This is a genomic window from Brevibacterium sp., from assembly GCF_022712115.1.
GTDB classification, from domain to species: Bacteria; Actinomycetota; Actinomycetes; order Actinomycetales; family Brevibacteriaceae; genus Brevibacterium; species Brevibacterium salitolerans.
The window spans coordinates 1-26,472 of record NZ_JALAHB010000238.1 but is presented as its reverse complement, the minus strand read 5'-3'; the positions used below and the strand labels follow the sequence as shown (position 1 = coordinate 26,472).

17 protein-coding genes and 3 tRNA genes are annotated in these 26,472 nt (G+C 69.2%); 2 read left to right on the top strand and 18 right to left on the bottom strand.

Annotated features, from left to right (window positions below; all coding sequences use genetic code 11):
• Nucleotides 1–49 precede the first annotated feature (49 nt).
• Both katG and Q0A33_RS14230 read left to right on the top strand, forming a co-directional pair.
• On the top strand, nucleotides 50–2,335 hold the full coding sequence (gene katG / locus Q0A33_RS14235) for a catalase/peroxidase HPI (protein WP_291798170.1): 2,286 nt from the start codon (nucleotides 50–52) through the stop codon (nucleotides 2,333–2,335).
• Between the two features lie 332 nt (nucleotides 2,336–2,667).
• Nucleotides 2,668–3,978 (top strand): C4-dicarboxylate ABC transporter substrate-binding protein, encoded by a 1,311-nt coding sequence (locus tag Q0A33_RS14230; RefSeq protein WP_291798167.1) that lies wholly within the window; start codon nucleotides 2,668–2,670, stop codon nucleotides 3,976–3,978.
• A gap of 105 nt (nucleotides 3,979–4,083) precedes the next feature.
• Here Q0A33_RS14230 and Q0A33_RS14225 read toward each other — a convergent pair.
• From Q0A33_RS14225 to dnaA, 18 genes are all read right to left on the bottom strand, one after another.
• Nucleotides 4,084–4,156 (bottom strand) — tRNA-Gly (locus Q0A33_RS14225).
• Between the two features lie 77 nt (nucleotides 4,157–4,233).
• A tRNA-Ala gene (locus Q0A33_RS14220) sits at nucleotides 4,234–4,306 on the bottom strand.
• Nucleotides 4,307–4,466: 160 nt separating this feature from the next.
• Nucleotides 4,467–4,540 (bottom strand) — tRNA-Ile (locus tag Q0A33_RS14215).
• A 214-nt stretch (nucleotides 4,541–4,754) separates the two neighbouring features.
• On the bottom strand, nucleotides 4,755–5,699 hold the full coding sequence (locus tag Q0A33_RS14210) for a DUF3566 domain-containing protein (RefSeq protein ID WP_291798164.1): 945 nt from the start codon (nucleotides 5,697–5,699) through the stop codon (nucleotides 4,755–4,757).
• Nucleotides 5,696–8,275 (bottom strand): DNA gyrase subunit A, encoded by a 2,580-nt coding sequence (gene gyrA, locus Q0A33_RS14205; protein WP_291798173.1) that lies wholly within the window; start codon nucleotides 8,273–8,275, stop codon nucleotides 5,696–5,698. Before gyrA ends, Q0A33_RS14210 begins: the two co-directional genes overlap by 4 nt.
• Nucleotides 8,276–8,397: 122 nt before the next feature.
• The gene (gene gyrB, locus Q0A33_RS14200) at nucleotides 8,398–10,413 is read right to left on the bottom strand and encodes a DNA topoisomerase (ATP-hydrolyzing) subunit B (RefSeq protein ID WP_291798162.1); all 2,016 of its coding nucleotides are present in this window, start codon (nucleotides 10,411–10,413) and stop codon (nucleotides 8,398–8,400) included.
• Between the two features lie 224 nt (nucleotides 10,414–10,637).
• Nucleotides 10,638–11,342: a M50 family metallopeptidase gene (locus tag Q0A33_RS14195; protein WP_291798159.1), complete on the bottom strand. Its 705-nt coding sequence runs from the start codon at nucleotides 11,340–11,342 to the stop codon at nucleotides 10,638–10,640.
• 68 nt (nucleotides 11,343–11,410) lie between these two features.
• Nucleotides 11,411–13,003 carry an AMP-binding protein gene (locus Q0A33_RS14190; protein ID WP_291798156.1) on the bottom strand — a complete coding sequence of 531 codons (1,593 nt, stop codon included), beginning with the start codon at nucleotides 13,001–13,003 and terminating at the stop codon, nucleotides 11,411–11,413.
• Nucleotides 13,000–13,305, bottom strand: a complete 306-nt coding sequence (locus Q0A33_RS14185) for a hypothetical protein (RefSeq protein WP_291798153.1) — start codon at nucleotides 13,303–13,305, stop codon at nucleotides 13,000–13,002. The genes Q0A33_RS14190 and Q0A33_RS14185 overlap by 4 nt, the downstream gene beginning before the upstream one ends.
• On the bottom strand, nucleotides 13,302–14,909 hold the full coding sequence (locus Q0A33_RS14180) for a GMC family oxidoreductase (RefSeq protein ID WP_291798150.1): 1,608 nt from the start codon (nucleotides 14,907–14,909) through the stop codon (nucleotides 13,302–13,304). The genes Q0A33_RS14185 and Q0A33_RS14180 overlap by 4 nt, the downstream gene beginning before the upstream one ends.
• Nucleotides 14,906–16,846, bottom strand: a complete 1,941-nt coding sequence (locus tag Q0A33_RS14175; protein WP_291798147.1) for a hypothetical protein — start codon at nucleotides 16,844–16,846, stop codon at nucleotides 14,906–14,908. The genes Q0A33_RS14180 and Q0A33_RS14175 overlap by 4 nt, the downstream gene beginning before the upstream one ends.
• Before the next feature lie 172 nt (nucleotides 16,847–17,018).
• Nucleotides 17,019–18,782 (bottom strand): GAF domain-containing protein, encoded by a 1,764-nt coding sequence (locus tag Q0A33_RS14170; RefSeq protein WP_291798144.1) that lies wholly within the window; start codon nucleotides 18,780–18,782, stop codon nucleotides 17,019–17,021.
• Between the two features lie 31 nt (nucleotides 18,783–18,813).
• A complete protein-coding gene (locus Q0A33_RS14165; protein WP_291798140.1) occupies nucleotides 18,814–19,977 on the bottom strand; it encodes a cystathionine gamma-synthase in 1,164 nt (387 codons plus the stop codon).
• Nucleotides 19,974–21,047 carry a pyridoxal-phosphate dependent enzyme gene (locus tag Q0A33_RS14160; protein ID WP_363316617.1) on the bottom strand — a complete coding sequence of 358 codons (1,074 nt, stop codon included), beginning with the start codon at nucleotides 21,045–21,047 and terminating at the stop codon, nucleotides 19,974–19,976. Before Q0A33_RS14160 ends, Q0A33_RS14165 begins: the two co-directional genes overlap by 4 nt.
• A 69-nt stretch (nucleotides 21,048–21,116) precedes the next feature.
• Nucleotides 21,117–21,677 carry a DciA family protein gene (locus tag Q0A33_RS14155; RefSeq protein WP_291798137.1) on the bottom strand — a complete coding sequence of 187 codons (561 nt, stop codon included), beginning with the start codon at nucleotides 21,675–21,677 and terminating at the stop codon, nucleotides 21,117–21,119.
• 83 nt (nucleotides 21,678–21,760) lie between these two features.
• Nucleotides 21,761–22,906, bottom strand: a complete 1,146-nt coding sequence (gene recF, locus Q0A33_RS14150; protein ID WP_291798135.1) for a DNA replication/repair protein RecF — start codon at nucleotides 22,904–22,906, stop codon at nucleotides 21,761–21,763.
• A gap of 67 nt (nucleotides 22,907–22,973) precedes the next feature.
• Entirely contained in the window at nucleotides 22,974–24,116 is a 1,143-nt protein-coding gene (gene dnaN, locus Q0A33_RS14145) for a DNA polymerase III subunit beta (RefSeq protein WP_291798132.1), read from the bottom strand.
• Between the two features lie 584 nt (nucleotides 24,117–24,700).
• On the bottom strand, nucleotides 24,701–26,470 hold the full coding sequence (dnaA, locus tag Q0A33_RS14140) for a chromosomal replication initiator protein DnaA (RefSeq protein ID WP_291798129.1): 1,770 nt from the start codon (nucleotides 26,468–26,470) through the stop codon (nucleotides 24,701–24,703).
• Nucleotides 26,471–26,472: the final 2 nt, after the last annotated feature.

Below are 26,472 nucleotides of genomic sequence, written 5' to 3'. Positions count from 1 at the left end.
TCGTCCCCACGTATCCCCCATAACAGTGAAGCATCTACAGGAGGAACCCATGGCTGACCAAAGCTCCGGTTGCCCCGTCGTCCACTCCGGTGGCGGACAGGCGCCCCAGCACGGACAGGCGCCGCAGGCCGCACAGGCGGAGCAGAGCTCGGCCGAGGCCGCGCGCCTGGCCCACCCCACGGAGGGCGACGCCAACCAGCAGTGGTGGCCCAAGCGCCTCAACCTGCGTCCCCTGGCACACAACCCCCAGGAGATCCGCCCCACCGCTCCGGACTTCGACTACACGGCGGCCTTCGAGTCCCTCGACCTCCCCCAGGTCAAGCAGGACATCGCAGAGCTGCTCACCACCTCGCAGGACTGGTGGCCGGCGGACTTCGGCAACTACGGGCCCCTCATCATCCGCATGGCGTGGCACTCCGCCGGCACCTACCGCGCCATGGACGGACGCGGCGGCGCCGGAGCGGGCCAGCAGCGCTTCGCCCCTCTGAACAGCTGGCCGGACAACGCGGGCCTGGACAAGGCACGCCGCATCCTGTGGCCCATCAAGAAGAAGTACGGCCAGGCGCTGTCCTGGGCGGACCTCATGGTCCTCGCCGGCAATGTGGCACTCGAGTCCATGGGCTTCGAGACCCTCGGCTTCGCAGGCGGCCGCGAGGACGTCTGGGAGCCGGAGGAGGTCTTCTGGGGCGCGGAGACGGACTGGCTGGGCACGGATGCCCGCTACAGCGGCACCAACCACACGACCCGTGAGCTCTCCAAGCCCTTCGGCGCCACCACGATGGGCCTCATCTACGTCAACCCGGAGGGCCCGGAGGGCAACCCGGACCCGGCCGCTGCCGCACATGACATCCGCGAGACCTTCGCCCGGATGAGCATGGACGACGAGGAGACCCTCGCGCTCATCGCCGGTGGCCACACCTTCGGCAAGACCCACGGTGCGGCTCCCGACAACGAGGAGAACGTGGGACCGGAGCCGGAGGGCGCCCCGCTGGAGCAGCAGGGCCTCGGCTGGAAGAACCACAACGGCTCCGGCAAGGGCGACGACCAGATCACCTCGGGCATCGAGGTCACCTGGACCTATCACCCCACCCGCTGGGACAACGAGTTCTTCCACATCCTCTTCGCCTACGAGTGGGAGCCGGTCAGGGGCGAGGGCGGCCACTGGCACTGGCGTCCCAAGGACGGCGGCGGCGCGGACATGGTGCCGATGGCGCACTCGGAAAGCCGCCGTGAGCCCCGCATGCTCACCACGGATATCTCGCTGCGCGTGGATCCCGCCTACGAGAAGATCGCCCGCCGCTTCAAGGACGACCACAAGGCCTTCAGCGAGGCGTTCGCCCGCGCCTGGTTCAAGCTCACGCACCGCGATCTGGGCCCCAAGGCCCGCTACGCCGGCCCCGAGGTCCCGGCACAGGACTTCGCCTGGCAGGACCCGCTGCCCGCGGCCACGGGCGAGCCCATCGACTCCGCGGACGCCGCAGCGCTCTCGCAGAAGGTGCTGGACTCCGGTCTCACCGTCTCGCAGCTGGTGAAAACCGCGTGGGCAGCGGCCTCGAGCTTCCGCGGCAGCGACAAGCGCGGCGGTGCCAACGGCGCGCGCATCCGGCTGGAGCCGCAGCGCAGCTGGGAGGTCAACGAGCCGGCGCAGCTGGCAGTGGTCCTCGACAAGCTCGAGGAGATCCAGGCGGAGTTCAACGAGGCGAACGCTCCCACGCACGTCTCGCTGGCGGACCTCATCGTGCTCGCCGGCAATGCGGCGATCGAGAAGGCCGCCGCCGAGGCCGGCGTTCCGGTGAAGGTGCCGTTCACCCCGGGCCGCGTGGATGCGACGCAGGAGCAGACGGACGTCCACTCCTTCTCCTTCCTGGAGCCGGAGGCCGACGGCTTCCGCAACTACCAGCGCACCGGTCTGGACTTCCCGGCCGAGCACCTGCTGGTGGACCGTGCGGAGCTGCTGGGCCTCACCGCACCGCAGATGACCGCCCTGGTGGGCGGCCTGCGCGTGCTGGGCGCGAACTACCAGGACGCCGCGCACGGCGTGCTCACGGATCGTCCCGGCCAGCTCACGAACGACTGGTTCGTGAACCTGCTGGAGCTGGGCAACGACTGGGTTCCCGCCAACGAGGACTCCACGCTGTTCCAGTGCCGTGACGCGGTCACCGGCGAGGAGAAGTGGACCGGCACCCGTGCCGACCTCGTCTTCGCCTCGAACTCGGAGCTGCGCGCACTTGCCGAGGTCTACGCCAGCGACGACGCCCGTGAGAAGTTCGTGCAGGACTTCGTCGCGGCCTGGACCGCCGTGACCGAGGCGGACCGCTTCGACCTGCACCGCTGAGTCCGCCAGCCTCGGTCCCGAGGTCTGCGCTCACAGCTGACGCCCGGTGGGCCGCGCATCCGTCTGCGCGGCCCACCGGGCGGAGGGTCGCACAGGAGCCCGGCACTCCCCCGCAGGAGTGCCGGGCTCCTGTGCGTCCGCTGCGGGTTGCCGGGGAAGCGCCCCACAATCTGATGCCGATGTCAACTCTTTCCTGTCGAACGTCCACTCACTAGGCTTCGGTCCATGCACGACGATGTGCACGGCGCGGCACGGACCAGGACACGATCCAGGCCCCGGCGGGAGCAGACCGCCGCGAGCCGCGGCCGCACGGCCCTCGACGAGGAGGACATATGAAGCAGACCGGACTCAGCCACCGTCGCAGACGTAGGCCCTGGCCCTTAGGTGCTACCCGCGCAGCAGCTGTTATCGCCGCAGTCGCGCTGACAACCAGCAGCTGTGCCGGGGGCGCCGGAGGCTCTGATGAGGGAGCCTCAGGTGAAGGCTTCGCCTACGGGGCACCACAGGAAGACGTCGATGCCCTCCTGACAGATCTCGATCCTGTCGAGATCACGTATCAGGCCGGTGCGCAGTCGCCCAATTCGATCTCCGCGCTTTCGGCCACGAGTTTTAAAGAGTACGTCGAGGAGCGCTCCGGCGGGAAGATCACCGTCGACCTCGTGTATGGGCAGGCGATCGCCGGCTATGGAGAGATCGATGATGCCCTCGCAGACGGTCGCGTGGACGTCGCCTACACGCTACCCATCTACAAGCCGGCGGAGTATCCCGTCTACGACGCCTACCTCACAGCCTCGGGTGGTATGCCAAATTCCATTGCGGTCGGAGAGATGATCGGCAACGCAGCGGTCGTCGACATGGGTTTCAACTCCGACTATCTCATCCCCGAGTTCGAGGAAAAGGGGCTCACCCCGCTCGCGCCCATGGTCAGCACAGGTGCTCACCAAGCCGTCTGTGTAGACGCCGGAACAGCTCCGGAGGACTGGAAGGGACGGCAGGTACGCATCGCCAGTGTCGCCCATCAGAAAGTCGCAAGCGCACTCGGCGCTTCTCCCGTCTCGATGGAGTACGTGGAGACCTTCGAAGCACTACAGCGCGGTACCGTCAACTGCACCATCGCCCAATTGCTGCCGTCGGAGGAACTCGGGCTCCTCGAAATCGCCACACATGTGGCCTATATGCAGCCGGAGAACAGCATGTCCGGCCGTGCGGCGGGTGCAACTGTGGCGGGCATCGGCTATCAGCGCCTGCCGCTGGCGTACCAGCAGATCATCTTCGACTCGGGTGCTACAGGTCTCGGTGCAAGTGCGGAGCTACTAGTAGAGGGCAACGTTGCCGCCGTACGCCAGCTCAAAGGTGCCGGAGGCGAGATCACAGAGATTGACCGGCAGGCTGGCGACATCATCGGGGAGACCAACGCCTCACTCACAGCAGGTGTCGAGGAGTCCGGCCTCATCGGCAAGGATCTGGAGGCCCGGAAGACGGACGCCGTGGAGAAGTGGACGACAATCGTGGAGGAACTGGGCTACGCAGACGGTGGCGGATTCAACGACGCCGACGAATGGTACGACTCGGACGAATGGGACTTCGCTCCCTACGGGCAGCGCCTGTTCGAAGAGGTGGCCCTCCCCCACCGTCCCAGCTGACCAGATGCGGCGGTGCGGGGCTCTGTGCCGATGGACGCTCAGGACCCGCATCCCCGCTGATCGGACGTGCAGAAGGCCCCGGATCCCTCCGGGGCCTTCTTTCCGAGCGGATGACGAGATTCGAACTCGCGACCCTCACCTTGGCAAGGTGATGCGCTACCAGCTGCGCCACATCCGCATACCCGGGATCACTCCCGGGCACCGACCCCACCTGAGCGGGATCGTTGTACGAGTTGCTGTCTCAAAGCTCTCGAGTGGAGGTAAGGGGACTCGAACCCCTAACCCTCTGCTTGCAAAGCAGATGCGCTACCAATTGCGCCATACCCCCGGAGATGACATCCACTCTACACCGAGTCAGTCTGCTGCGACCACTGCCTGGCCCTCACCTGACGCCTGCTCCTCACGGCACCGAGTATCCCCAGCGCCGCAGTCGCAGTTCCAAGCAGAACCATCAGTCTCTTCACAGCATTCCAATCGGAAAGGATGCGTGGGCCTAAGAGGACTTGAACCTCTGACCTCTTCGTTATCAGCGAAGCGCTCTAACCGCCTGAGCTATAGGCCCTTTGGTTCTTGCCGAACCGAGAGACAACTATACCCATCTCCCCGGCCCATGCAAAACCCGCGGGGAGTAACCTGCGGCACATCCAACTGCGCTGAGGGGATCGCCCGCCTCCATCCCACGATCGCCTCCGCTCCGGTACGGAGACACCCGTCGGACCGTGGGGTCCGGCGGGTGTCTCCGCCCGCACGAGGGCGTCCGTGCGGGGGAGGAGCCGCTACTCGTCCGTGAGGGTGAGATGGAAGCCGCCCACGATGGAGGCACCCAGGTTGTAGAGGAACGCGAAGAGCGTGGAGAGCGCCGTCATGAGCACGATATTCACCAGCGCGAGCACGAACGCCGTCGCCATCACACGGCCCAGTCCGATCAGTCCGACGATCGCCTCGGCGTTCTCCGCACCGGCGATCTCCTCCATGGTGGACTCCACGGTGCCGATCACACCCGTGGACTGCAGCACCAGCCAGAGCACCAGCGTCGCCACCAGCATCGCGATGGCGATCGCGAGCGAGAGCAGGAACGCCATCTTCATGACGGACCAGGGGTCGATGTTCGCCACCGTCAGGCGGACGGTGCGCGGTCCCTTCTTCGAGGACTTGCTCTTCATCTTCACGCCGCCGGAGGAGGACTTCACCCTTCCGGGCAGCATCCCCTCCGGGGAGGAGCCCTGCTGCGAACCGCTCGCCCCGCCGGCTGCAGGGCCCGCAGGAGCGGGCTGCGGGGAGCTGGGGCCGGAGCCGAAGGGCGCGGCACCGCTCACTGCGAGCTGCACCTGCGTCTCACCGGCACCCCCGGAGGCGGAGAGCCGCATGCCCTTGGAGGCGGAGCTGACCCTGGTGGCGGGACCGCTGCCGGACTGCGGCTGCGAACCGGCCGTCGCCTCGGGCTCGGCGCTGCCGGAGACCTCGGCACCGGAAGCCGGTGCGGAACCGGTCGGAGCGGACCCGGCCGCCCCCTCCTCGGAGGCCTGTGCGGGCATCGGAGCCGGCCCCTTGGGGGGAGCGACCTCCGGCGCCGCAGGCGCATCGTCGGGACGCGGAGCCTCCGGCGCAGGCGACTCCGGGGCCTTGGGCTCCTCGGCCTCGGAGCCTCCGCTGGCGGTGAGGCGCGTGCGCCCGCTGGATGTCCTCAGGATCTTCCCGGGCTTCTGGTCGTTATCGCTCACTGCTGCTCTTCACCTTCGGTTTCGACTTCCGGTTCCTCCGGCACCCGGTCGCCCGGGTCCGAGGCCTCGGCGGCCGGGGCGTCCTCCGCCTCGGCCTCCACGGCCTCCTCCGGACCTCGCGTCACGGCGATGATGCGGTCCTTCTTGCCTGGCTTCGCGAAGACTACGCCCATGGTGTTGCGTCCCTTGGCGGGGACTTCGTCGATGCTCGACCGGACCACCTTACCGCGCTCCATGACGACCAGGACCTCTTCGCCCTCGGACACGATGAGGCCTCCCACCAGGACTCCGCGCTCCTCGGTGATCTTCGCGACCTTGATGCCCATGCCGCCGCGGCCCTGGAGCCGGTACTCCTCGATGGGCGTGCGCTTGGCGTAGCCGCCCTCCGTCACGACGAACACGTAGGTGCCCGGGGTGACGGTGTCCATCGTCAGCAGCTCGTCGTCGCGGAACCGCATGCCCGTCACGCCGCTCGTGGCGCGTCCGGTCGCGCGGATCTCCTCGTCCGAGGCGGAGAAGCGGATGGACATGCCGCCTCGGGAGATGAGCAGCAGGTGGTCGTCGGAGTTGACCAGCCGCGCGGAGACCAGCTCGTCGACCGTGCCGTTCTCGTCCTCGCGCAGGTTCACTGCGATCACGCCGCCGGTGCGGTTGGAGTCGTACTCGCTCAGGCGCGTCTTCTTCACGATGCCGGACTTGGTCGCCAGCGCCAGGAACTCCGCATCGTCGTAGTCGCGGATCGAGAGCACCTGGGCGATCGTCTCGTCCGGCTGCAGCGCCAGCAGATTAGCCACGTGCTGGCCCTTGGAGTCGCGTGAGCCCTCCGGCAGCTCATAGGCCTTGGCGCGGTACACCCGCCCGGTGTTGGTGAAGAAGAGCAGCCAGTTGTGCGTCGAGGTGACGAAGAACTGGCTGACGACGTCGTCGCCGCGCAGCTGCGCTCCCTTGATCCCCTTGCCGCCCCGGTGCTGGGCGCGGTAGAGCGCGGACTGGGTGCGCTTGACGTAGCCCCCGCGGGTGATGGTGACGACGACCTCCTCCTCCGGGATGAGGTCCTCCATGCTCACATCGCCGTCGAAGCCCGCGAGGATGCGCGTGCGGCGGTCGTCGCCGTAGCGGTCCACGATCTCGTCGAGCTCCGTGGAGACGATCTCCCGCTGGCGCTCCGGCCGCTCGAGGATGTCCTTGTAGTCCTTGATCTGCTCCTCGATCCGGGCGGCCTCCTCCTCGATCTTGAGGCGCTCCAGCGCGGCCAGACGCCGCAGCTGGAGGTCGAGGATGGCGTTGGCCTGGATCTCGTCGACGTCGAGGAGCTCCATGAGTCCCGTGCGCGCCTCGTCCGAGTTCGGTGAGCGGCGGATGAGGGCGATCACGGCGTCGAGCGCGCCCAGCGCCTTGAGGTAGCCGCGCAGGATGTGCGCGCGCTCCTCCGCCTTCCGCAGGCGGAAGCGCGTGCGGCGCACGATCACGTCGATCTGGTGCTTGACCCACAGGCGCAGGAAGGCGTCGATGGAGAGCGTGCGCGGGACGTTGTCCACGAGCGCCAGCATGTTCGCGGAGAAGTTCTCCTGCAGCTGGGTGTGCTTGAAGAGGTTGTTGAGGACCACCTTCGCCACGGCGTCGCGCTTGAGCACGATCACCAGGCGCTGGCCCGTGCGTCCGGAGGACTCGTCACGGAGGTCCGCGATGCCCGCGACCTTGCCGTCGCGCACGTAGGAGGCGATCTTGGCCGCGAGCGTGTCCGGGTTGACCATGTAGGGCAGCTCGGTGACGACGAGGCAGGTGCGTCCGTGGATCTCCTCGACCTCCACCACGGCCCGCTGGGTGATGGAGCCGCGGCCGGTGCGGTAGGCCTCCTCGATGCCCTTGCGCCCCAGCACGGTCGCGCCGCCCGGGAAGTCCGGGCCCTTGACGATGCCGAGGATCGCCTCGAGCGCCTCCTCGCTGGTGGCGTCCGGGTGCGAGAGCAGCCACTGCGCGCCGGCGGCCACCTCGCGCAGGTTGTGCGGGGGGATGTTCGTCGCCATGCCCACGGCGATGCCGGAGGAGCCGTTGACCAGCAGGTTGGGGAAGCGGGAGGGCAGCGCCACCGGCTCCTGGTTGCGGCCGTCGTAGTTGTCCTGGAAGTCGACGGTCTCCTCTTCGATGTCCCGGACCATCTCCAGGGCCATCGGGGCCATCTTGCACTCCGTGTACCGGGGTGCGGCCGCACCGTCGTCGCCCGGTGAGCCGAAGTTGCCCTGACCGGCGACGAGCGGATACCGCATGACCCAGTGCTGCACGAGGCGGACGAGGGCGTCGTAGATCGCGGAGTCGCCGTGCGGGTGGTAGTGGCCCATCACATCGCCCACCACGCGGGCGCACTTGGAGAAGTTGCGGTCCGGGCGGTAGCCGCCGTCGTACATCGCATAGAGGATGCGGCGGTGCACCGGCTTGAGGCCGTCGCGCACGTCAGGCAGCGCACGCCCCACGATCACGCTCATGGCGTAGTCGAGGTAGGAGCGCTGCATCTCCTGGTTGAGATCGACCTGGTCGATCCTGTCCGCTGAGGTCACCGGGGCCTCGGCACCGGTCATCTCCGCCGGTTCCTGCTCAGGAGTGGGATTCTGCTCGTCTGCCACGTGGATGTGCTCTCTCTGTTCGTGGTGGGAAGTGAGGGTGGGCCGTCAGCGGCACGGCGGCCGGCGCGGGCGCCGGCTCAGATGTCGAGGAAGCGGACGTCCTTCGCGTTCTCCTGAATGAATCTCCGGCGCGAGTCCACGTCGTCGCCCATGAGGACGGTGAAGATCTCGTCCGCCTGCGCCGCGTCGTCCAGGCTCACCTGCTTGAGCAGGCGCTGGTCCGGGTCCATCGTGGTCTCCCACAGCTCCTGGTAGTTCATCTCGCCGAGGCCCTTGTAGCGCTGGATCGCCTGCTCCTTGGGCAGACGGCGGCCGGCGGCACGGCCCGCGGTGAGCAGTCCGTCGCGCTCACGGTCCGTGTAGGCGAACTCGTGCGGGGCGTTGGACCACTTGATCCGGTAGAGCGGGGGAGTGGCGAGGTACACGTGGCCCCGCTCCACCAGCGGCTTCATGTAGCGGAAGATGAAGGTGAGCAGCAGCGTGGTGATGTGCTGGCCGTCCACGTCCGCGTCCGCCATCAGCACGATCTTGTGGTAGCGGAGCTTCTCGATGTCGAACTCCTCGCCGATCCCCGTGCCGAAGGCCGTGATCATCGACTGCACCTCGGCATTGCCCAGGGCGCGGTCGAGGCGGGCCTTCTCGACGTTGAGGATCTTGCCGCGCAGCGGCAGGATCGCCTGGTGGATGGCGTCCCGGCCCTGCACGGCGGACCCGCCGGCGGAGTCGCCCTCGACGAGGAAGACCTCGGAGCGGAACGGGTCCTTGGACTGGCAGTCCTTGAGCTTGCCCGGCATCCCGGAGGACTCGAGCAGGCCCTTGCGGCGCGTCGCCTCGCGCGCCTTGCGAGCGGCCATGCGCGCCTGCGAGGCCTGGATGGACTTGCGGATGATCTCCTTGGCCTGCGCCGGGTTGGACTCCAGCCAGTGGCCGAACTCGTCGCGGACCACGCGCTGGACGAAGGTCTTGGCCTCGGAGTTGCCCAGCTTGGTCTTGGTCTGGCCCTCGAACTGCGGCTCGCCCAGCTTCACGGAGATCACCGCCGTGAGGCCCTCGCGGACGTCGTCGCCGGTGAGGTTGGGATCCTTCTCCCGCAGCAGCTTCTGCTCCCGGGCATAGGAGTTGATGAGGGAGGTCAGCGCGGTGCGGAAGCCCTCCTCGTGCGTGCCGCCCTCATGCGTGGAGATCGTGTTCGCGAAGGTGTGCACGGACTCCGAGTAGGAGGTCGTCCACTGCATGGCGACCTCGAGCGCGATCTGCTGCTCCGTGTCCTCCGTCTCGAAGGCGATGATCTGGTCGTTGACCAGGTCCGCCTTCTTCATGCTGTTGAGGTGGGCGACGTAGTCGAGCAGGCCGTCCGCGTAGCAGTAGGAGACGGCCTTGGTCTTCGCCTCCGCCGCGTTCTCCTCGCCGTCGAGCGCCTCCTCGTCGAGCTGCACCTCGTCCGGGTCCACCGCGACCCGCCGGCGGTCCTCGAGCGAGATGCGCAGGCCCTTGTTGAGGAAGGCCATCTGCTGGAAGCGGCTGCGGAGGACCTCGAAGGAGAAGTCCGTCGTCTCGAAGATGTCCGGATCCGGCCAGAAGGTGATGATCGTGCCGGTGGTGTCCGTCTCCTCGCCCTTCACGACCTCTCCCGTGGGGACGCCGATCCGGTAGTCCTGCCGCCACACGTGGCCGTCGCGGTGCACCTCGGCCTCCAGCCGGGAGGACAGCGCGTTGACGACGGAGGAGCCCACACCGTGCAGACCGCCGGAGACCGCGTAGCCGCCCCCGCCGAACTTGCCGCCCGCGTGGAGGATGGTGAGCACCACCTGCAGGGTGGGGATGCCCTCCGTGGGGTGCATCGCCACGGGGATGCCGCGGCCGTTGTCCACGACGCGCACGGCACCGTCCTCGAGGATGGTCACCTCGATGTGGTCGCAGTAGCCGGCCATCGCCTCGTCGACGGAGTTGTCGACGATCTCCTGGACAAGGTGGTGGAGACCGCGCTCCGAGGTCGACCCGATGTACATGCCGGGACGCTTCCTCACCGCCTCGAGTCCTTCAAGGACGGTGATGTCACCGGCGTCGTAGTGCGGTGTCTCCTCGGCTGCCATTGGTCTCCTCTGGGCGCGCTTTCGCACGCAAGCATCTGCATTCGGGCGGTTTGGCTCCAATCCTACCGCGAAGAACCTCCAGAATCAGTGAGGAGCGGCACGAGAAGGCCTCGAATCCAGGTCATCGGAGCAGCGGCCGGGGGTGGTCTCGTGTCCCAGGGTCCCAGGGCCGCAGAGACGATTGTGCGAACGCCGCCGAGACCGACTCCGGGAGCCGGTCTTCGTCAGCTCCGCAGCGCCCACAGCAGCAGCGCCGCCGGAGCGAGGGAGAGCAGCCAGAACACGAGGAGCCAGAGGAACGCGGGCACACGCGTGCGCTGGGCGAGGGCGTGGGCGTCCGAGCCGTGGCCCCGGCCGGTGGCGTGGAGCCGGGAGAGGTTGGCGATCGCCCGGATCCCGCCGGCCCAGAGGAAGGCGCCCACCGTGACCGCGACGCCGGTGACCAGCACCGTCGAACCCTCCGCCAGCAGCAGCGCCCCGGCGACGAGGCTCACGAGGGTCACGGTCCAGGTGAGCGCGCCTCGCATGAACACGAGCGCCGCGAGCATCACGACCATCATCACGGCGAGGGCTGCAGCACCCCATCCGGCCGCTGCGGCGACGGCGACCGCCGCGCCCACGAGGGACGGGGCGGGGTATCCCCAGAAGCTCGTCCACGCGACGGAGTCCGTGCGGCCGGTGGAGGTGGTGAGACCGGAGTGGTCGCGATTCACCCGGATGCGCATGCCCGTCCGGCCGCGCAGCATCCCGGCGAAGGCGTGTCCCAGCTCGTGCACGACCGTCACCCACACGCCGGAGACCCGCCAGAGGGGCGAGGGCACCACGAGCGCGGCCGCGATGATCGCGGCGACGGTGAGCGTCTGCGCGTCCGGGTGCGGGGCCGCGTGGGTGACGGCGGACCAGAGGGAGGGGAGAGCGTCCTGGAGCATCCCACCAGTCTGCCCGGCGGAGCTGAGACGGCTCTCAGCGGCCCGGGCGGCCCGGACCGCTGTTCCTCCTACGGCTGCGTCCTCAGCATGCGGCGCTGGATCTTGCCCGTCGTCGTCATGGGCAGCTCGTCATGGAACTCGATCCTCCGGGGGTACTGGTAGTAGGCGAGGGAGCCCTTCACGTGTGCGGCGAGCTGCCGTCTGAGGACGTCGGACGGCTCCGCTCCGTCCTTGAGCACGACGTGGGCGACGACGATCTCCCCGCGGAGCTCGTCCGGCTCCCCCACCACTGCGGCGAGAGCCACGGCGGGATGTCCGAGCAGGCTCTCCTCCACCTCCCCGGGCCCGATCCTGTATCCCGCAGACGAGATCACGTCGTCCGCGCGTCCTGCGAAGGCGAGGTCGCCGTCCGGCCCGACGGTGCCGAGATCACCCGTGAGCAGCCATTCGCCCCGATACTTCTCCCGCGTCCTCTGCGCCTGGCCCCAGTAGCCGAGGAACTCTCCCGGGTTGGGGGTCCGTACGGCGATCTCGCCGATCGCGCCGCGTTCCGCGGGTGCGCCGTCGGGACCCAGCACCTCCACGGAGAATCCGGGGACCGCACGTCCCATGGATCCGGGGGCCGGACGCCGGCTCTGTCTGTGCTGGCCCACCGTCATGTTCATCTCCGTCTGCCCGTAGAACTCGTTGACCTCCACTCCGAACACCTCCTGCGCCCATCGCTGCAGGCTCTCCCCCAGAGTCTCCCCGCCGGAAGTGAGCGTCCGGACCCGCGGCGCCGCGGGCACGGCCCCCGTGGCCCGCATCTGCTTGAGCGCGGTGGGCGGCAGGAAGCTGTTCCTCACGCCCACCTCGTCGAACATGTGCACCGCCAGCTCCGGAGTCACCCGCGCGTCGCTCCCGACGACCGGCACGCCGCAGGCGAGGGCGGGGAACAGCACGTCCAGGAGCCCTCCGATCCAGGCCCACTCCGCAGGCGTCCAGATGAGGTCGCCCGGCTGGGGGAACGCGTCATGGGTCATCCGCACCCCGGGCATGTGACCGATGAGGACGCGGTGGGCGTGCAGAGCCCCTTTGGGGTTTCCGGTCGTCCCGGAGGTGTAGATGAGAAGAGCCGGATCGTCCGCCCGCGTCTCTCCGAGCGGGTGGGGGACGACTTCTGCCCGAAGGACCTCCGCGAGAGTGGTCTCAGCCTGCTCGCATGCGTCTGAGACGCTCACGACGCAGGGGACCTCCCTCACCCCCTCCGCGACGCGGCCGAGGTCCGCCGGACGGCCGAAGAGCGCCTGCGCACCGGAGTCCTCGACTCTGAAGCGCACGGCCTCGGGGCCGAACTTGGTGGTGAGCGGGACGGCGATCATCCCCGCGTAGTAGATCGCACTGTGCACCGCTGCGAGCTCCCAGCTCTGCGGCAGGAACACGGCGATCCTGTCACCGGGCGAGAAGCCGCGCTCCAGCAGCCACGAGGCTATTCTCCGCGCGCGGTCCCTGAGCTCCCCGAACGTCATGTCGATGTCCCGGCTCCCGCCTCGTTCGAGGAGCGCGAGCGCCTCTGCGGGATGCGGGTCGAGGCTGTCCGCCGCGATGTTGAACCGTTCCGGCACCTGCCATGCGAAGGTCTCCGCCTCCAGATCCTGCCACCATGCGGGCTGGCCGCTCATTCCGTTCCCTCCTGGTTCGTCTCCCGGCGCACCGCGCCGGGGAAGCCTCTGTCCCTGACTCTCCTGATGACGCGGTCCACATCCGCAGGAGGAGGACTCGCGGCAGTCCTCCGCTCCGGGCTCAGCTCGTCGCGCATCACCGGGTCCCCCAGCCTGCGGGCGAAGGCGCCGGTGGCGATGAGTGCGACCAGCAGCTGCCTGTCGTCCTGTTCCTCCGCGGCCTCGATTCCGCCTCGCAGCTCCTCGATCTCCTCGTCGGTGAACTCCGCTCCGACCTTCCTCCTGATCTCCTCCGCGCTCACCACGACTCCTCGCTGAGGAAATGGGCGCTGGAGCGCAGCGCCATCGCCGCCTGTGTGGCAGCGGGATTGAACCCGCTCGAGGTGGGCCAGGTGGACGAATCGAAGATGTGCAGGTTCGGGACGTCATGGCAGCGGCCCCACGGATCGGTGACGGAGGTGCGCGGATCTTCTCCCATCCGCGCGGTTCCCATGAGGTGCCAGCCGCTCGCACGCACCAGAGGCTCCTGCAGGACCGTGTGCGCACCCGCGGCGCGCAGGGATTCGCATGCCCGTGCGAGGTGGAATGCGAGCAGCCGCCTGGAGTTCCCGTCCTGGCGATACCGCACCCGCACACCCGGGCCTCCCGCACGATCACGGACGCGCGGGTCCAGGAGCACCCGGTTCTCCGGCGACGGAAGATCCTCGGAGACGATGGACCACATGGCGGAATGTCCGAGCCGTTCCCTCATCGTCGCCGCGAAGCCCGCTCCCCACCGGCCCGGGTCGCTCGTCCACGGGTAGGAGAAGAGGTGCGCCTCCGGTCCCCCCGCGGGCTGCAGACCCCATTTGGCGCCGCGGACGAAACCGCGTCCGGGATCAGTCTCGTAGAAGTGGGTGCTCTGCAGCTGCGCTCCGAGCGGCGACACCGCACCGTCGACCTCCTCGGCGAAGACGCCCACGGCGGCGGCGAGCGGATGCAGCATGAGATTCCTTCCGACCATGCCGCTGGAGTTCGCCGCGCCCCTGTCCGAGGCGGTGTCCCCGGAGGCGAGCAACAGACGCGCGGTGCCGATCCCGTTCGCACAGAGGATGACCTGCTTCGCCCGCATGGTCCGGATCCGTCCCTGCGCGTCGCAGTACTCGACGCCGTCGGCGCGTCCGCGGCTGAGGAGCAGGCGACGGACCTGCGCTCCGGTGGTCAGCCGTGCCCCCGCACGTAGTGCGCCGGGCCAGTGGGAGACGTCCGCCGAGGCCTTGACGGTCGCTCGCCGGCCGGTGCTGACGGCTCCGAGGTCATGGCCGGCGGCCGCCGCCGAGTAGGGGAGTGACGCCGCGGACTCCCGGGGGAAGACGGCGGACGCGCCGGGCCACCAGGCCCAGCCGCGGGAGTCGAGGGCGTGGGCCATGCGTCTGCCGAAGTCGCGGAGGGGGAGCGGCGGGTGCGGAGGTGCGCCCCCGGGAGGGTAGGCGGGGTCCCCGGCGAGACCGCTCACGCCCAGCTGGGCCTCCGCCTCGGTGTACCAGGGCTCCAGCTCCTGGTATCCGAAGGGCCAGTCCGCCCCCACTCCGTCCGAGGACCGCACGCGGAAGTCGCCGGGAAGCATCCGATGCCATTTGGCCAGGTAGAGGACCGTGCTGCCGCCCACGCCGTTCCACATCAGCGGATCGATGGGTGAGTCCTCGGCCGTGAGCGGGTAGTCGGCGGAGGAGTTCCTCTCATTCGGCAGCCGAGGCCATCGCCGGTGCGTCTCAGGGTCGAAGGCGAGCGGGTGGACCGGCGCGGAGTAGTCGGGCCAGTCGCCCTGCTCGAGGCAGTGGACGTCCAGTCCGCGCTCCGCGAGAACGGCTGCGGTCATGCCTCCGGCGAGTCCCGCGCCGACGATGAGCACATCCGGATCGCTCATCGGTGTGCCGCCTCCCGAAGAGCGCCGGCGGGCACGCGCCTCAGCACCGACGAGTAGATCCAGGCGTAGAGAAGCCCCGCGCTGAGCGTGCTGAACGGCCAGAGCACGTAGACGAGGATCCCCGTCGCGAGGGGGAGACCGCCGAACAGGACGGACGAGTCCCTGGTGGCGGCCATCGCGGTCATGAGGATGAGGAGCACGGCGGTGTAGCCGAGGAGCGGCACGCGGACGGCCGACAGCGATGCTCCGCTGCCGAGGCAGCCGAGCATCATGACGAGCCCCACCATGAGCGGAGTGGGGTAGATGATCAGGTCCGGCAGGTCGAAGAGCATGCCCGCCAGCATGATCGCGGAGATGCCGGTCACGGCACCCACCAGGATTCCCACTGCCCGATGTCCGTTCTCCTCCTCGGGGTTCTCGCTCTGCGGGACACCGGCGCCCCGCCCGGAAGACGGGGACGTCCCGTCCGGGCATGCCGCTGCGTCGAACTCCCGGAACAGCTGCTCCGCCCGCTCCCGCGGCGTGAGGAGGGAGACGCAGACGAAGACCACGACGGAGAGCATGAGCGATATCCCGCCGATGTGCATGTGCGGCGCGACGACGAGGAGGCCGCTGGCTTCCAGGAGCACGATGAGGAGATTGAAGCCGAGGGCGACCGCCACCGCTGCCGTGGCCGCGGCCCCGGTCGCTCTGCGCCAGTGGATCCCGATCCCTATCGGTCCCAGGATGGCGGCTGCGAAGGCGGCCCAGCCGATCGCCCCGAGGATGAAGATGGCCTGCGAGAGGTAGAAGACCAGGAGCACCGCGAGAACCGTGATCACCGCTGACATCACCCGGCTCCACAGCAGCTCGCGCTCCACCCTCACGCCGAGCGCGGTCGCGAGATCCCTCACGACGGCCGCAGCACCGATCGTGATGAAGCTCGATGCGCTCGACATCACCGCGGCGAGGAGCGCGGTGAGTGCGAGGCCGGCCACGGCGGGGCTGGTGAACTGCGAGAGGAAGTCGGTGGTCGTGTTGTCGATGGTCGCGGGAGCCTCCGCCGAACCGGTGAGGACCATCGCCTTGAGGGAGAGCCCGATGCCCAGGCTGAAGAGCGTCGTCACTCCGTAGGCGAGGCCGGAGACCAGCGCGCCCCACTTCAGCTCCTTCCTGTCCTTGAGCATGAGGAACTTGGTGATGAGCTGCGGCTGTCCGGCCGCGCCGAAGAGCAGGAGCGCCATGTAGCCGAAGATGAAGGCCTCGGACTGGGGACCCGTGAGGGACAGGAAGTCGGGGTCGGCCGCCGAGGTGGTGAGCAGCACGGACGACCATCCCCCGGCCGCGAAGAGCGCGAGGAAGAAGACCGCCACGGACATCACGATCATCAGCAGGCCTTGGATGAGGTCGGTCCAGACCGCCGCGAGCATCCCGCCGGCCACCGTGTAGATCGCCACGACCGCAGCGCCGATCCATGCGCCGGTCTGCACAGAGGTGCCGAGCAGCAGCGAGGCGATGATCCCCATGGCGGAGATCTGCGAGGTCATGTACGCGACTGCGCCCACGGCCATGGCGGCCGACATGGCCGTGTGGGCGGACCTGCTCCGGTAGCGGACCTTGACCAGATCCGGCACGGAGTACGCCCCGTGGACGGAGGCCGCGCGGTGCAGGCGGGCACCGAGGAGGAACCACGCGAGGGCGAAGCCGAGCGGCACCAGCATGGCGGCGCCCAGCAGCGCGGAGATGCCGATGTCGTAGACGGCACCGGTGTTGCCGACCATCCCCCACCCGCTCTGGATGGAGGAGAAGCTCGCGATCGCCATGACGAAGAATCCGAGCGACTGTCCGGCGACGAGGAACTCCTTGGAGGACTTCGTCCTCCGGTTGGCCCAGAGGCCGATGGCGAACATGACTGCGAAGTACACGACGATGATGACGACGACGGAAACGGACCCCATTGTCCAACCTTCCATATTCAGAGCGAGTGGAGCGCGGATGCCTGCGGCGTCGCCGGCAGCACGCGGTCGTGGAGACGACGCTAGTGACAGCGGCACCCACGAACAATGTCAGTTCTCACACTCGTCCACGGAAGCCAGTGTGAGGAATACCGTCATCGGACCGGACCAGGTCTCAGCCGGTGCCGCGGAGAAGATCGCGCAGCCGCACTGCCAGATGCACCTGCAGCGACTGCTCCCCTCTCCGCCATCCGGGACCGAGGAGACCGTCGATGCGCTCCTGCCTCTGATAGAGCGTGTTCACATGGATCATCAGCGCCGCTGAGACGGCACCCGTCTGGCTGCCGTGGTCGAAGTGCGCACGCAGGGTCTCGAGCAGCCGTCCGTCTCTCCGCCCGTCGTGCTCGAGGACCGGCCCGAGGGTCTCCGCGACGAACTCCTCGATCCTCTCCCGCCCGGCTTCGCTGAACAGCAGCGTGTACAGCCCGACGTCCTCGGGCGCCGCCCCCTGCGACCACCGCCCGGTCATGGCGAGCACGCCGGCACACGTGCGCGCCCGTGGGAGCGCACGTGCCGCCTCGCACAGGGTCGGATAGGGACCGGCCGCTCCCGCCGCCACCGGCGTGTGGAGCCGCTGCTCCAGGTCCGCGGAGATCCACCGGGCGAGGGCGGACGGGTCCTCACCGCCGACGAGCAGAGAGATCTCGCCTTCCTGCGCTCTGGCCAGACCGCCGTACTCCCGCGCAGTGCGCACCACGGCGTCCAGGCGGTCCAGACCTCCGCTCTCGGCACTCTCCAGTACGGACACGGCCGCATAGGGCGGTCCTGAGACCGTGATCCCCACCGCCGCGGCCCGTTTGTGCAGCCACGCTTCGTCGCCGCCGGGACGCACCGCCAGTTCCGCCATGAGCTCGCCCATGACCCGGCTCCGGGCCTCCTCGTCCGCGCGCTTGTGCAGGATCGTGAGCGCGGTGACGAGGGCCGCCCGTTCCAGGGAACGCACATCGGTGGAGCTGAGCACCGGTCCTTCGTAGAACAGATATCCCAGTCTGCGCGCCCCCGTGCGAGCCACGACCACGTGGCGTCCGGATCCGCTCTCCACACCCTCACCCAGGGGGGCGGATCCGGACCCGCTCGGATCGGAGACGGCTGCGAGCTCCCGTGCCGTGGGCAGCTCCACAGCATCCCGCACCGGGGTGAGCAGCGTCCCGTCGTCGGCGAGCACCGCCACCGCACCGCCGAGGAACTGCGCGACCGCCTCCGCGAGCTCGCCCAGCGGGACCCCGGCCGCCACGAGTCCCGTGAGCCGTTCGTGGAACTCCGAGGCACGTTCGAGCGTCCGGTTCTGCTCGGCCACCTTGCGGCTGACCGACTGCCACTTCTCCAGGACCTGCTGGGTCTGTTCGTGCAGCTCGGCGTTGTCGAGGGCGATCGCCGCATGATTCGCCAGAGAGGTCAGGAGGGCGATCTCGCGATGGGTGAAGTCCCGGCTGCGGCGGTCCGCGGCGAAGAGGACGCCCCGAACCCGGCCCCCGACCTTCAGCGGCACGCCCAGCAGCGCGGTGAGGGCCTCCGCCCGCACGACCTCGCCGATCTTCGGTGCGAATCGCTCGTCCGACCGGTAGTCCCGGGTCCACTGCGGCATGCCGGTGCTGGCCACCAGTCCGCCGAGCCCTTCCCCGTAGTCGAGGGATATGCCGTGGAACTCCTGGGTCTGGATCCCTTCGGAGACCCGCATGTAGGTCTGCCGGCGGGCCTCGTCGAGGAGCATGAGATATGCCACGTCACTGGCCAGCAGCTGCCTGCTGCGCTGCACGATCGCACCGAGCACCGCGTCCACGTGGTGCAGGGAGGACAGCTCGCCCGCCGTCTCGAAGAGAGCCTCGAGCTCGATGGTCCGCCGCTGGTAGCTCTCGGGCTCAGGATGTTCGTCGCTCATGATGCGGGTCCCCACCCGGCGGGCGGAGCGCTCAGAGCCTCCCGAGCGCCTCGTTCAGATCGTCGAGGAGGTCGTCCGCGGTCTCGATGCCCACGGAGAGCCGGACCACCTCCTCGGGCACCGCCAGCTCCGTCCCGCGCACGGAGGCGTGGGTCATGGCGTCCGGGTAGTTCACGAGCGACTCGACCCCGCCCAGGGACTCCGCGAGGGTGAACAGCCGCAGGCTCTCCGCGAACCGCCTCGCCTCCTCCCCGGAGGACAGCGCCAGCGACACCATTCCGCCGAACCCGCGCATCTGCCGCGCGGCGATCTCATGACCCGGATGCGTCTCCAGGCCGGGGTAGTAGACCTGCGCGACGGCGGCGTGCTGGGCGAGGAAGCCCGCGACCAGTCCGGCGTTGCGGCTGTGCCGCTCCATGCGGATGCCCAGCGTCTTGAGTCCGCGGCTGGTGAGCCAGGCGTCGTGCGGCCCGCTCACCGCCCCCGCCGCGAACTGCTGGAACTTCACCGCCTCGTACAGCTCCGCGTCGCTGGTGACGACGGCGCCGCCCACCACGTCGGAGTGCCCGCCCAGGTACTTCGTGGTCGAGTGGACCACCACGTCCGCCCCCAGCGCCAGGGGCTGCTGGAGCGCCGGCGAGGCGAAGGTGTTGTCCACCACGACCGTCGCGCCCGCTTCGTGCCCCAGCTGTGCGAGTGCGGCGATGTCGCTGATCCGCATGAGCGGGTTGGACGGCGTCTCCACCCAGAGCACCTGGGCGGGGACCTCCTCCAGCGAGGCGCGCACGGCCTCGGCGTCCGTGATGTCCACGATCCGCAGGTTCACGCCCCACGGCTCGAGGATGCGGGCCACCAGGCGGTGGGTGCCGCCGTAGACGTCATCGCCCATGAGCACGGTGTCGCCGGGACGCAGCACGGCCCGCAGGAGCGCATCCTCCGCCGCCAGTCCCGAGGCGAACGAAAGCGCGTGCTCCGCCCCCTCGAGTGCCGCGATCTGCTGCTGCAGCGCGTCCCGGGTGGGGTTGCCGCTGCGACCGTACTCGTAGCCGCCGCGCAGACCGCCGATCCCGTCCTGGGCGTAGGTGGTGGACAGGTGCAGGGGAGGGATGACCGCGCCGGTGGTGGGGTCGTGGTCCTGTCCGGCACGCACGGCCTGGGTGTCGAAGCCGTCCGCGCGCCGCTGTGCATCGCTCACTGAGTGTCTCCTGTCGTCGGTGCGGATGCCGAGGTCTCCGGATCCGCGCTCGTGTCTGCGCCGGCGGCCCGGCCGGTGTCCGCAGCCGCCTCCGCGCCCGTGGCATCCGCAAGGTGTCCGCGGGAACGCATCCAGTCGTCGTCGAACACCTTGCCCAGGTAGCCGCGGCCAGTGTCCGGCAGCAGCGCCACCACCACGGCGTCCGCGGGCAGCTCCCGCGCCGTGCGCAGCGCCGCGACGACCGCCATCCCGCTCGAACCTCCCACCAGCAGTCCCTCCTCGCGGGCGAGCCTGCGGGTCATCGCGAACGACTCCGCATCGTCCACCGTCTCGTAGCGGTCCGGGATGCTCCTGTCGAAGGTGTCGGGGAAGAAGTCCATCCCGACACCTTCCACGTCGTAGGCCGCGTGCTCCGAGGGATCCCCGGCGGAGTAGAGCGAGCCGTGCGGGTCCGCGACGACCACCTGCACGCAGCCGTCCGAGGCCGCCTTGAGGTAGCGGCCGGTGCCGCTCACGGTGCCGCCGGTGCCGGCCCCGGCGACGAAGTGGGTGATCCGGCCGTCCGTGTCCTGCCAGATCTCCGGGCCCGTGGTGGCGTAGTGGCTCAGCGGCCCCTGCATGTTGGCGAACTGGTTGGGCATGTAGCCGCCGGGGGTCTCCTCCGCCAGCCGCCGGGCGACGGACAGGTACGAGTCCGGGTGGTCCGCGGACACGGCGGACGGCGTGACGACGACCTCCGCCCCGTAGGCGCGGAGCACGGCCAGGCGTTCCGGGGCGACCTTGTCGGAGCAGACGAACACGCAGCGATAGCCGCGCAGCTGAGCGACCAGGGCCAGCCCGATACCGGTGTTCCCGCTGGTGGGCTCGACGATGGTGCCGCCCGGTGCGAGCTCACCGGAGGCTTCGGCCGCGTCGATGATGTCCACGGCGATCCGGTCCTTGACGGAGCCGCCGGGGTTCAGGAATTCGAGCTTGGCGAGCACGGTCGCCTCGATGCCCTCGGTCACGCTGTTCAGCCTGACGAGCGGGGTTCCGCCGATCAGATCCGTGACGCTGTTCGCAAAGCGCATGAGTCTCCTCTGTGGTGTGGGATCCAGCCTAGCCTCTGGCCTCCGCGCGCAGCCGGCGCGCACGTGTGCCTACCCCCATGTGTCCCTCGGGCCCCGGCCCTTCACGCTCCGCCGGCCCTTCGTGAACGTCCGCTGCTCCGGTCCGCGGATCTCGAGATCCTCCACCACGCGCCGGCCCAGTTCGCGCTCGAGCTTGTCCAGGAGGCCCTCGCGCAGGATCTTCAGCTGCGTGGCCCAGGTCGTCGAGGTCGTCCGCACCACCAGCGTGGGCGGCTCGAACCGCTCCACCGTGCAGTGCGCGGCGACGGCGGGTCCCACGAGCTCGTCCCACCGCGTCGTCAGCGCGGCGACGTCGAGGCTCGTCGTCCAGCCGCGCTTCTGCACGAGCCTGGAGAACATGCCGTCGAGGGGCCGCGGATCGCGGGGATCCGCTCCGGCAGCCGTGTAGGACACCTCGCCCGGGGCCCGGTCGCCGCCGCCGAGGCCGACGGTCCCGCCGCCGGACGCCCGCCGTGGTCCGGTCCACCGGCTGCCGGGCCGCGGCTCGTGGTCGGCCATGCGGCGCACCCGATCGAGCGCCTCCTGTGCGGCTCCGGACAGCGGACGGCGGGTCCGGTCCACCGCACCCATCTGCTCCTGCGGCTCGGCAGGTCCCGGGAGATCCGCGCTTCCCGGCACGTCCCCCCGCGCTCCGGAGCGTTCCCGCGGCGGGGTCACCGCGGCCTCGCGATGGCGGTGAGGTCCACGACGGAGCCGGTGAGCTCCGCGGGCACCTCGGCTCCCACCGCCGAGGTGATGAGCACCTGCTCCGCCTGCGCCACGGTGTGCGCCAGCCGAGCCCGCCGGCCGCTGTCCAGCTCCGCGAAGACGTCGTCGAGGACGAGGACCGGCTGGTCGTGCGGATCGCCGGAGTCCTCCCGGAGCAGATCCCAGCCGGCCAGCTGCAGGGCGAGTGCCAGGGACCAGCTCTCCCCGTGGGAGGCATAGCCCTTCGCCGGGACGTCGCCGATGGACAGCACCACGTCGTCGCGCTGCGGTCCGACGAGGGTGAGACCGCGGTCGATCTCCTTGCGACGACGCTGCGCCAGCGCTTCGACCACCACCTCGACCGCGCGCTCCGCCGCCGTGTCTGTGCGGAAGTCCACCGCCGAGTAGTCGATGCGCGAGGAGTAGGACGCACGGGCGCTCCGGCGGGACTCGCGGGCATCCGCCGCCAGCTGGGAGAAGTGGCCTGCGATGTGCGGCTCCAGATCCGCCAGCAGCCGGTGACGGCCCACGACGAGCGCGGCGGCGGCCTCGGCGAAGGCCCTGTCCCAGATGTCGAGGGTGCTCTCCAGCGCCGGGTCCGGGTTCTGCTTGAGGCTCCGCAGCAGTGCGTTGCGCTGTCTGAGAGCACGCTCGGCGTCCGCGAGCACACCGGCGAAGCGCGGATTGCGTGCGGCGAGGAGAGAATCCAGCCAGTCGCGCCGCTCCGCCGGGTCGCCCTTCACCAGACCGAGGTCCTCCGGTGCGAACACCACGCAGGGGACCAGGCCCAGGATCTCGCGCACGCGCACTCCGGAGCGGTTGATCCTCGCACGGTTGGCGCCCTTGGCCCTGATCGTCACCTCGGCGGTGACGAAGCGCTCCCCGCGGTGGGCGCGGGCGGAGACCACCGCCTGCTCCGCACCCGCACGCACCAGCGGCAGGTCCTGGGAGACGCGGTGGGAGCGCAGGCGCGAGAGATAGCCGATGCTCTCGACGAGATTCGTCTTCCCCCAGCCGTTGGGGGCGACGAAGGAGGTGACCCCCGGGGACAGCTCGAGGTCGAGGGAGTCATAGGAGCGGAAGTCGCGCAGTGCGAGCCTGCTCACCCACACGCTGGGATCCCTCCTCCCTGAGACGACGGCCCGCCGCAGAGGCGCGGACGGGTCTGGCGGGCGCGGATCAGAACCGGATGATCGGCATGAGCAGGTAGCGGTAGGAGTCGTCGTGCTCGCCGTCGAGCTCCTCCTGCCCCGTGATGACCACGGACTTCTTGGGCTCCGTCATGGAGAAGCGCACGAAGGAGTGGTCCATCTGCGAGAGCCCCTCCGTGATGAAGACCGGGTTGAAGCCGGTGGTGATGTCGCCGCCGGTGATCTGCGCGGGCAGGGATTCGGAGGCCTGGGCGTCGTCCCCGGCACCCGCACGCAGCGTGAGCGCGCCGTCGGCGAACTCGAAGCGGATGGGGGTGTTGCGCTCGGCCACGAGCGCGACACGGCGTACGGCCTCGCGCAGGGCGGCGGTCTCCACGACGGCGGTGATCGGCGCGTCCTTGGGGAACAGCGAGCGCACCTTGGGGTAGTCGCCTTCCACGAGCAGCGAGGTCGTCTCGCGGCCGTTGGCGGAGAAGGCGAGCATCTCCTTGCCGCCGGACTCGGAGAGCGAGATCCGGATGTCCCCGCCCATGGACTTCGCCGCGTCCGCCAGGGTCCTGCCGCGGATGAGGGCTGCGCGGGAGATGTCCGGGGAGGAGGGATGCCAGGTGAACTCCCTGACGGCGAGCCGGTAGCGGTCGGTCGCGAGCAGCGCGACCTTGTCGCCCTCGATCTCGATGCGCACGGAGGTGAGGATCGGGACGGTGTCGTCCTTGCTCGTGGCGATGGCGACCTGGCCCACCGCGTGCTGGAAGGCCGATGCCGAGAGCGTGCCCGTGGGCTCCGGCACCGTGGGCAGGGCGGGGTATTCGTCCACCGGCATCGTCATGAGCGAGAACCGGGAGGAGCCGCAGGTCAGGTCCACCTTGCCGCCGCTCAGCTCGAGTGTCACGGGCTGCTGGGGGAGAGCCTTCGAGATGTCCGCGAGGAGACGGCCGGACACCAGGAACGTGCCGGGCACCTCGACCTCGGCCGCGATCTCCGTGCGGTAGGAGACCTCGTAGTCGAAGACCGAGAGGCGCACGGTGCCGTCCGCCTCCGCAGTGAGGAGCACACCGGTGAGCACGGGAACGGAGGGCCGCTGGGGGAGAGCCTTGGTGGTCCAGGTGACCGCCTCTGCGAGGACATCGCGCTCGACTCGGAACTTCACTTGCTCGGCTGCTGCGTTCACGACTCTCCTGGGCGTAGTGGGCCGATGGGCAGGAAAGAACTCTACCCCACGGAGGAGGACGCGAGCACGGCAATATCCGCCCTCACCGGCGTGTTCCGTTGACTTGCCCCGCCATCCGTGGGATGCGGCGCAGCCGCGGCGGGATTTGTACCAAGGCGTACCAGCGAGCCGGGAGCCCACGTAGGGAATCAGGAGCGAATCCGCGTGACCCGGCGTTCGAATATCCGGGCAGGGGAGTGTGCGTGCACGCACAGCACCCTCGTTACGCTTTTCGCAACTCGAGTATCAATCGTTCGCAGTGCGCGGTCACGCTCTCATGCGCGCGTAGATATTCATAGTATTCAGAAGTAGCCCATGTGGACACTGTGGACGAACTCCTCCTTTCCCTTGCGACTCCTGGGATCGGGCCCTCCCTCCGCCGGTGCACGCAGTGTGCATCCGCCCGGCGCTGCCGGTGGACGCCTGTGCATCCCCCTCTGCGCCGCTCACAGGTCCCCACAGCCGCATGTGGGACCGTCCCCCGCTCCGTCCACCGCGCACCTGCAGTTATCCACCGAGTTTTCCACAGCTGTGTATTGCCGCGTTCAGAGTCGATGCTGCTGTTTGATGCGATTCGTGAGTTCGGTGACCTGGGTGTAGAGCGTCCGCCGCTCGGCCATCTGCGTTCGAATCTTCTTGTTGGCGTGCATGACGGTGGTGTGGTCACGGCCCCCGAACTCCTGGCCGATCTTGGGCAGCGAGAGCTCCGTGAGCTCGCGGCAGAGGTACATGGCGATCTGCCGCGCGGTGGTGAGCGTCCGGGACCGGCTGGTGCCCTGCAGGTCCTCCAGGGAGAGGTCGAAGTAGGCCGCGGTCTGCCCCATGATGTCCGCAGCGGTGATCTCCGGGGTGTCGTCCTGCGTGATGAAGTCCTTGAGGACCGTCTCCGCGAGGCCCACGTCGATGATCTGGTCGTTGAGATTGGCGAAGGCCGTCACGCGGATGAGGGCGCCCTCCAGCTCACGGATGTTGGAGGAGACGCGGCTGGCGATGTACTCCAGGACCTCGTTGGGGACGTCGAGCTTCTCCGAGAAGGCCTTGTTCCGCAGGATCGCGAAGCGGGTCTCCAGGTCCGGCGGCTGGACGTCCGTGAGGAGCCCCCACTCGAACCGGGAACGCAGCCGCTCCTCGAAGCCCTTGAGCATCTTGGGCGGCTGGTCGGAGGTGATGACGACCTGCTTGTCCTCGTTGTGCAGGGCGTTGAAGGTGTGGAAGAACTCCTCGACCGTGGCGTCCTTGCCCTGCAGGAACTGGATGTCGTCGATCATGAGGATGTCGACCTCGCGATAGCGCCGCTGGAACGCGGGCCGGAGGGTGTTCGAGGTGGTCTGCGAGCCGACCGTGTTGATGAAGTCGTTGACGAACTCCTCACTGGACACGTACCGCACGCTGATCTTGGGGTACAGCTGCTGGGAGTAGTGGCCGATCGCATGCAGCAGATGCGTCTTGCCCAGTCCCGAGTCCCCGTAGATGAAGAGGGGGTTGTACGCCTTGGCCGGCGATTCCGCCACGGCGAACGCCGCGGCATGGGCGAAGCGGTTGGACGCTCCCACGACGAAGGCGTCGAAGGTGTACTTGGGGTTGAGGAGGCTCGTGGAGGTCTCGCCGTCGGGCCCATGGGGGGCCGGTGTGCCCGTGTGCGAGAAGGCGGGGGCCGAGCCCTCCGCGCGTGTGGTCCGGCTGCCGTCATGGCTGCGCGCGTCCCGCTGCTCGCCGTAGGCGCCGCCCCTCGCGGGAGCCTCCTGCCGCAGAGGGCTCTGGGCGGAGGCGGCCTGCTGCGCGGTGGCCTGGAGGGAGGCAGTGTCCGCGGGGGAGAACCGCGCTGCGGCTCCGCCGGCGGTCCGCTGCCGTGCCCGCTCGCTCTCCTGCGTCTGCTGCCGCTCCGCGTCCTGACCTGCGGGCTGCGGGGCGTGTGAGGGATCGGCGGCCTGCGCGGCGAGATCCGCGAAGGTGGTGTGGGTGGCCCGATCGGAGGCCCGCCCCTCCGCTCCTCCGTCCCCGCCCGCGGCGGAGACGGCCTCGTCCGCTGCCGCCTCCGGCTCCATGTGTGTGGTGCCGACGGCGATCGCGAAGCTCACGCTGTGGCCCACGATCCTCGTGATCTCACGGGTGAGAGGTTCGCGCAGGTTGTTCTCGAGGTTCCGGCGGTGGAGTTCCGAGGGGACGGCGAGCACCACGATGGAGTCCCCGATCATCCCCTTGGGCACGGCTCCGGCGAGGAAGCCCTTGTGGTGTGCGGAGATGTCCGGGTCGTTGAGCAGATTCGTGAGGACCGTGGTCCAGATCTGCCCCAGATCGTCGTGCGCGGTGTCCACCG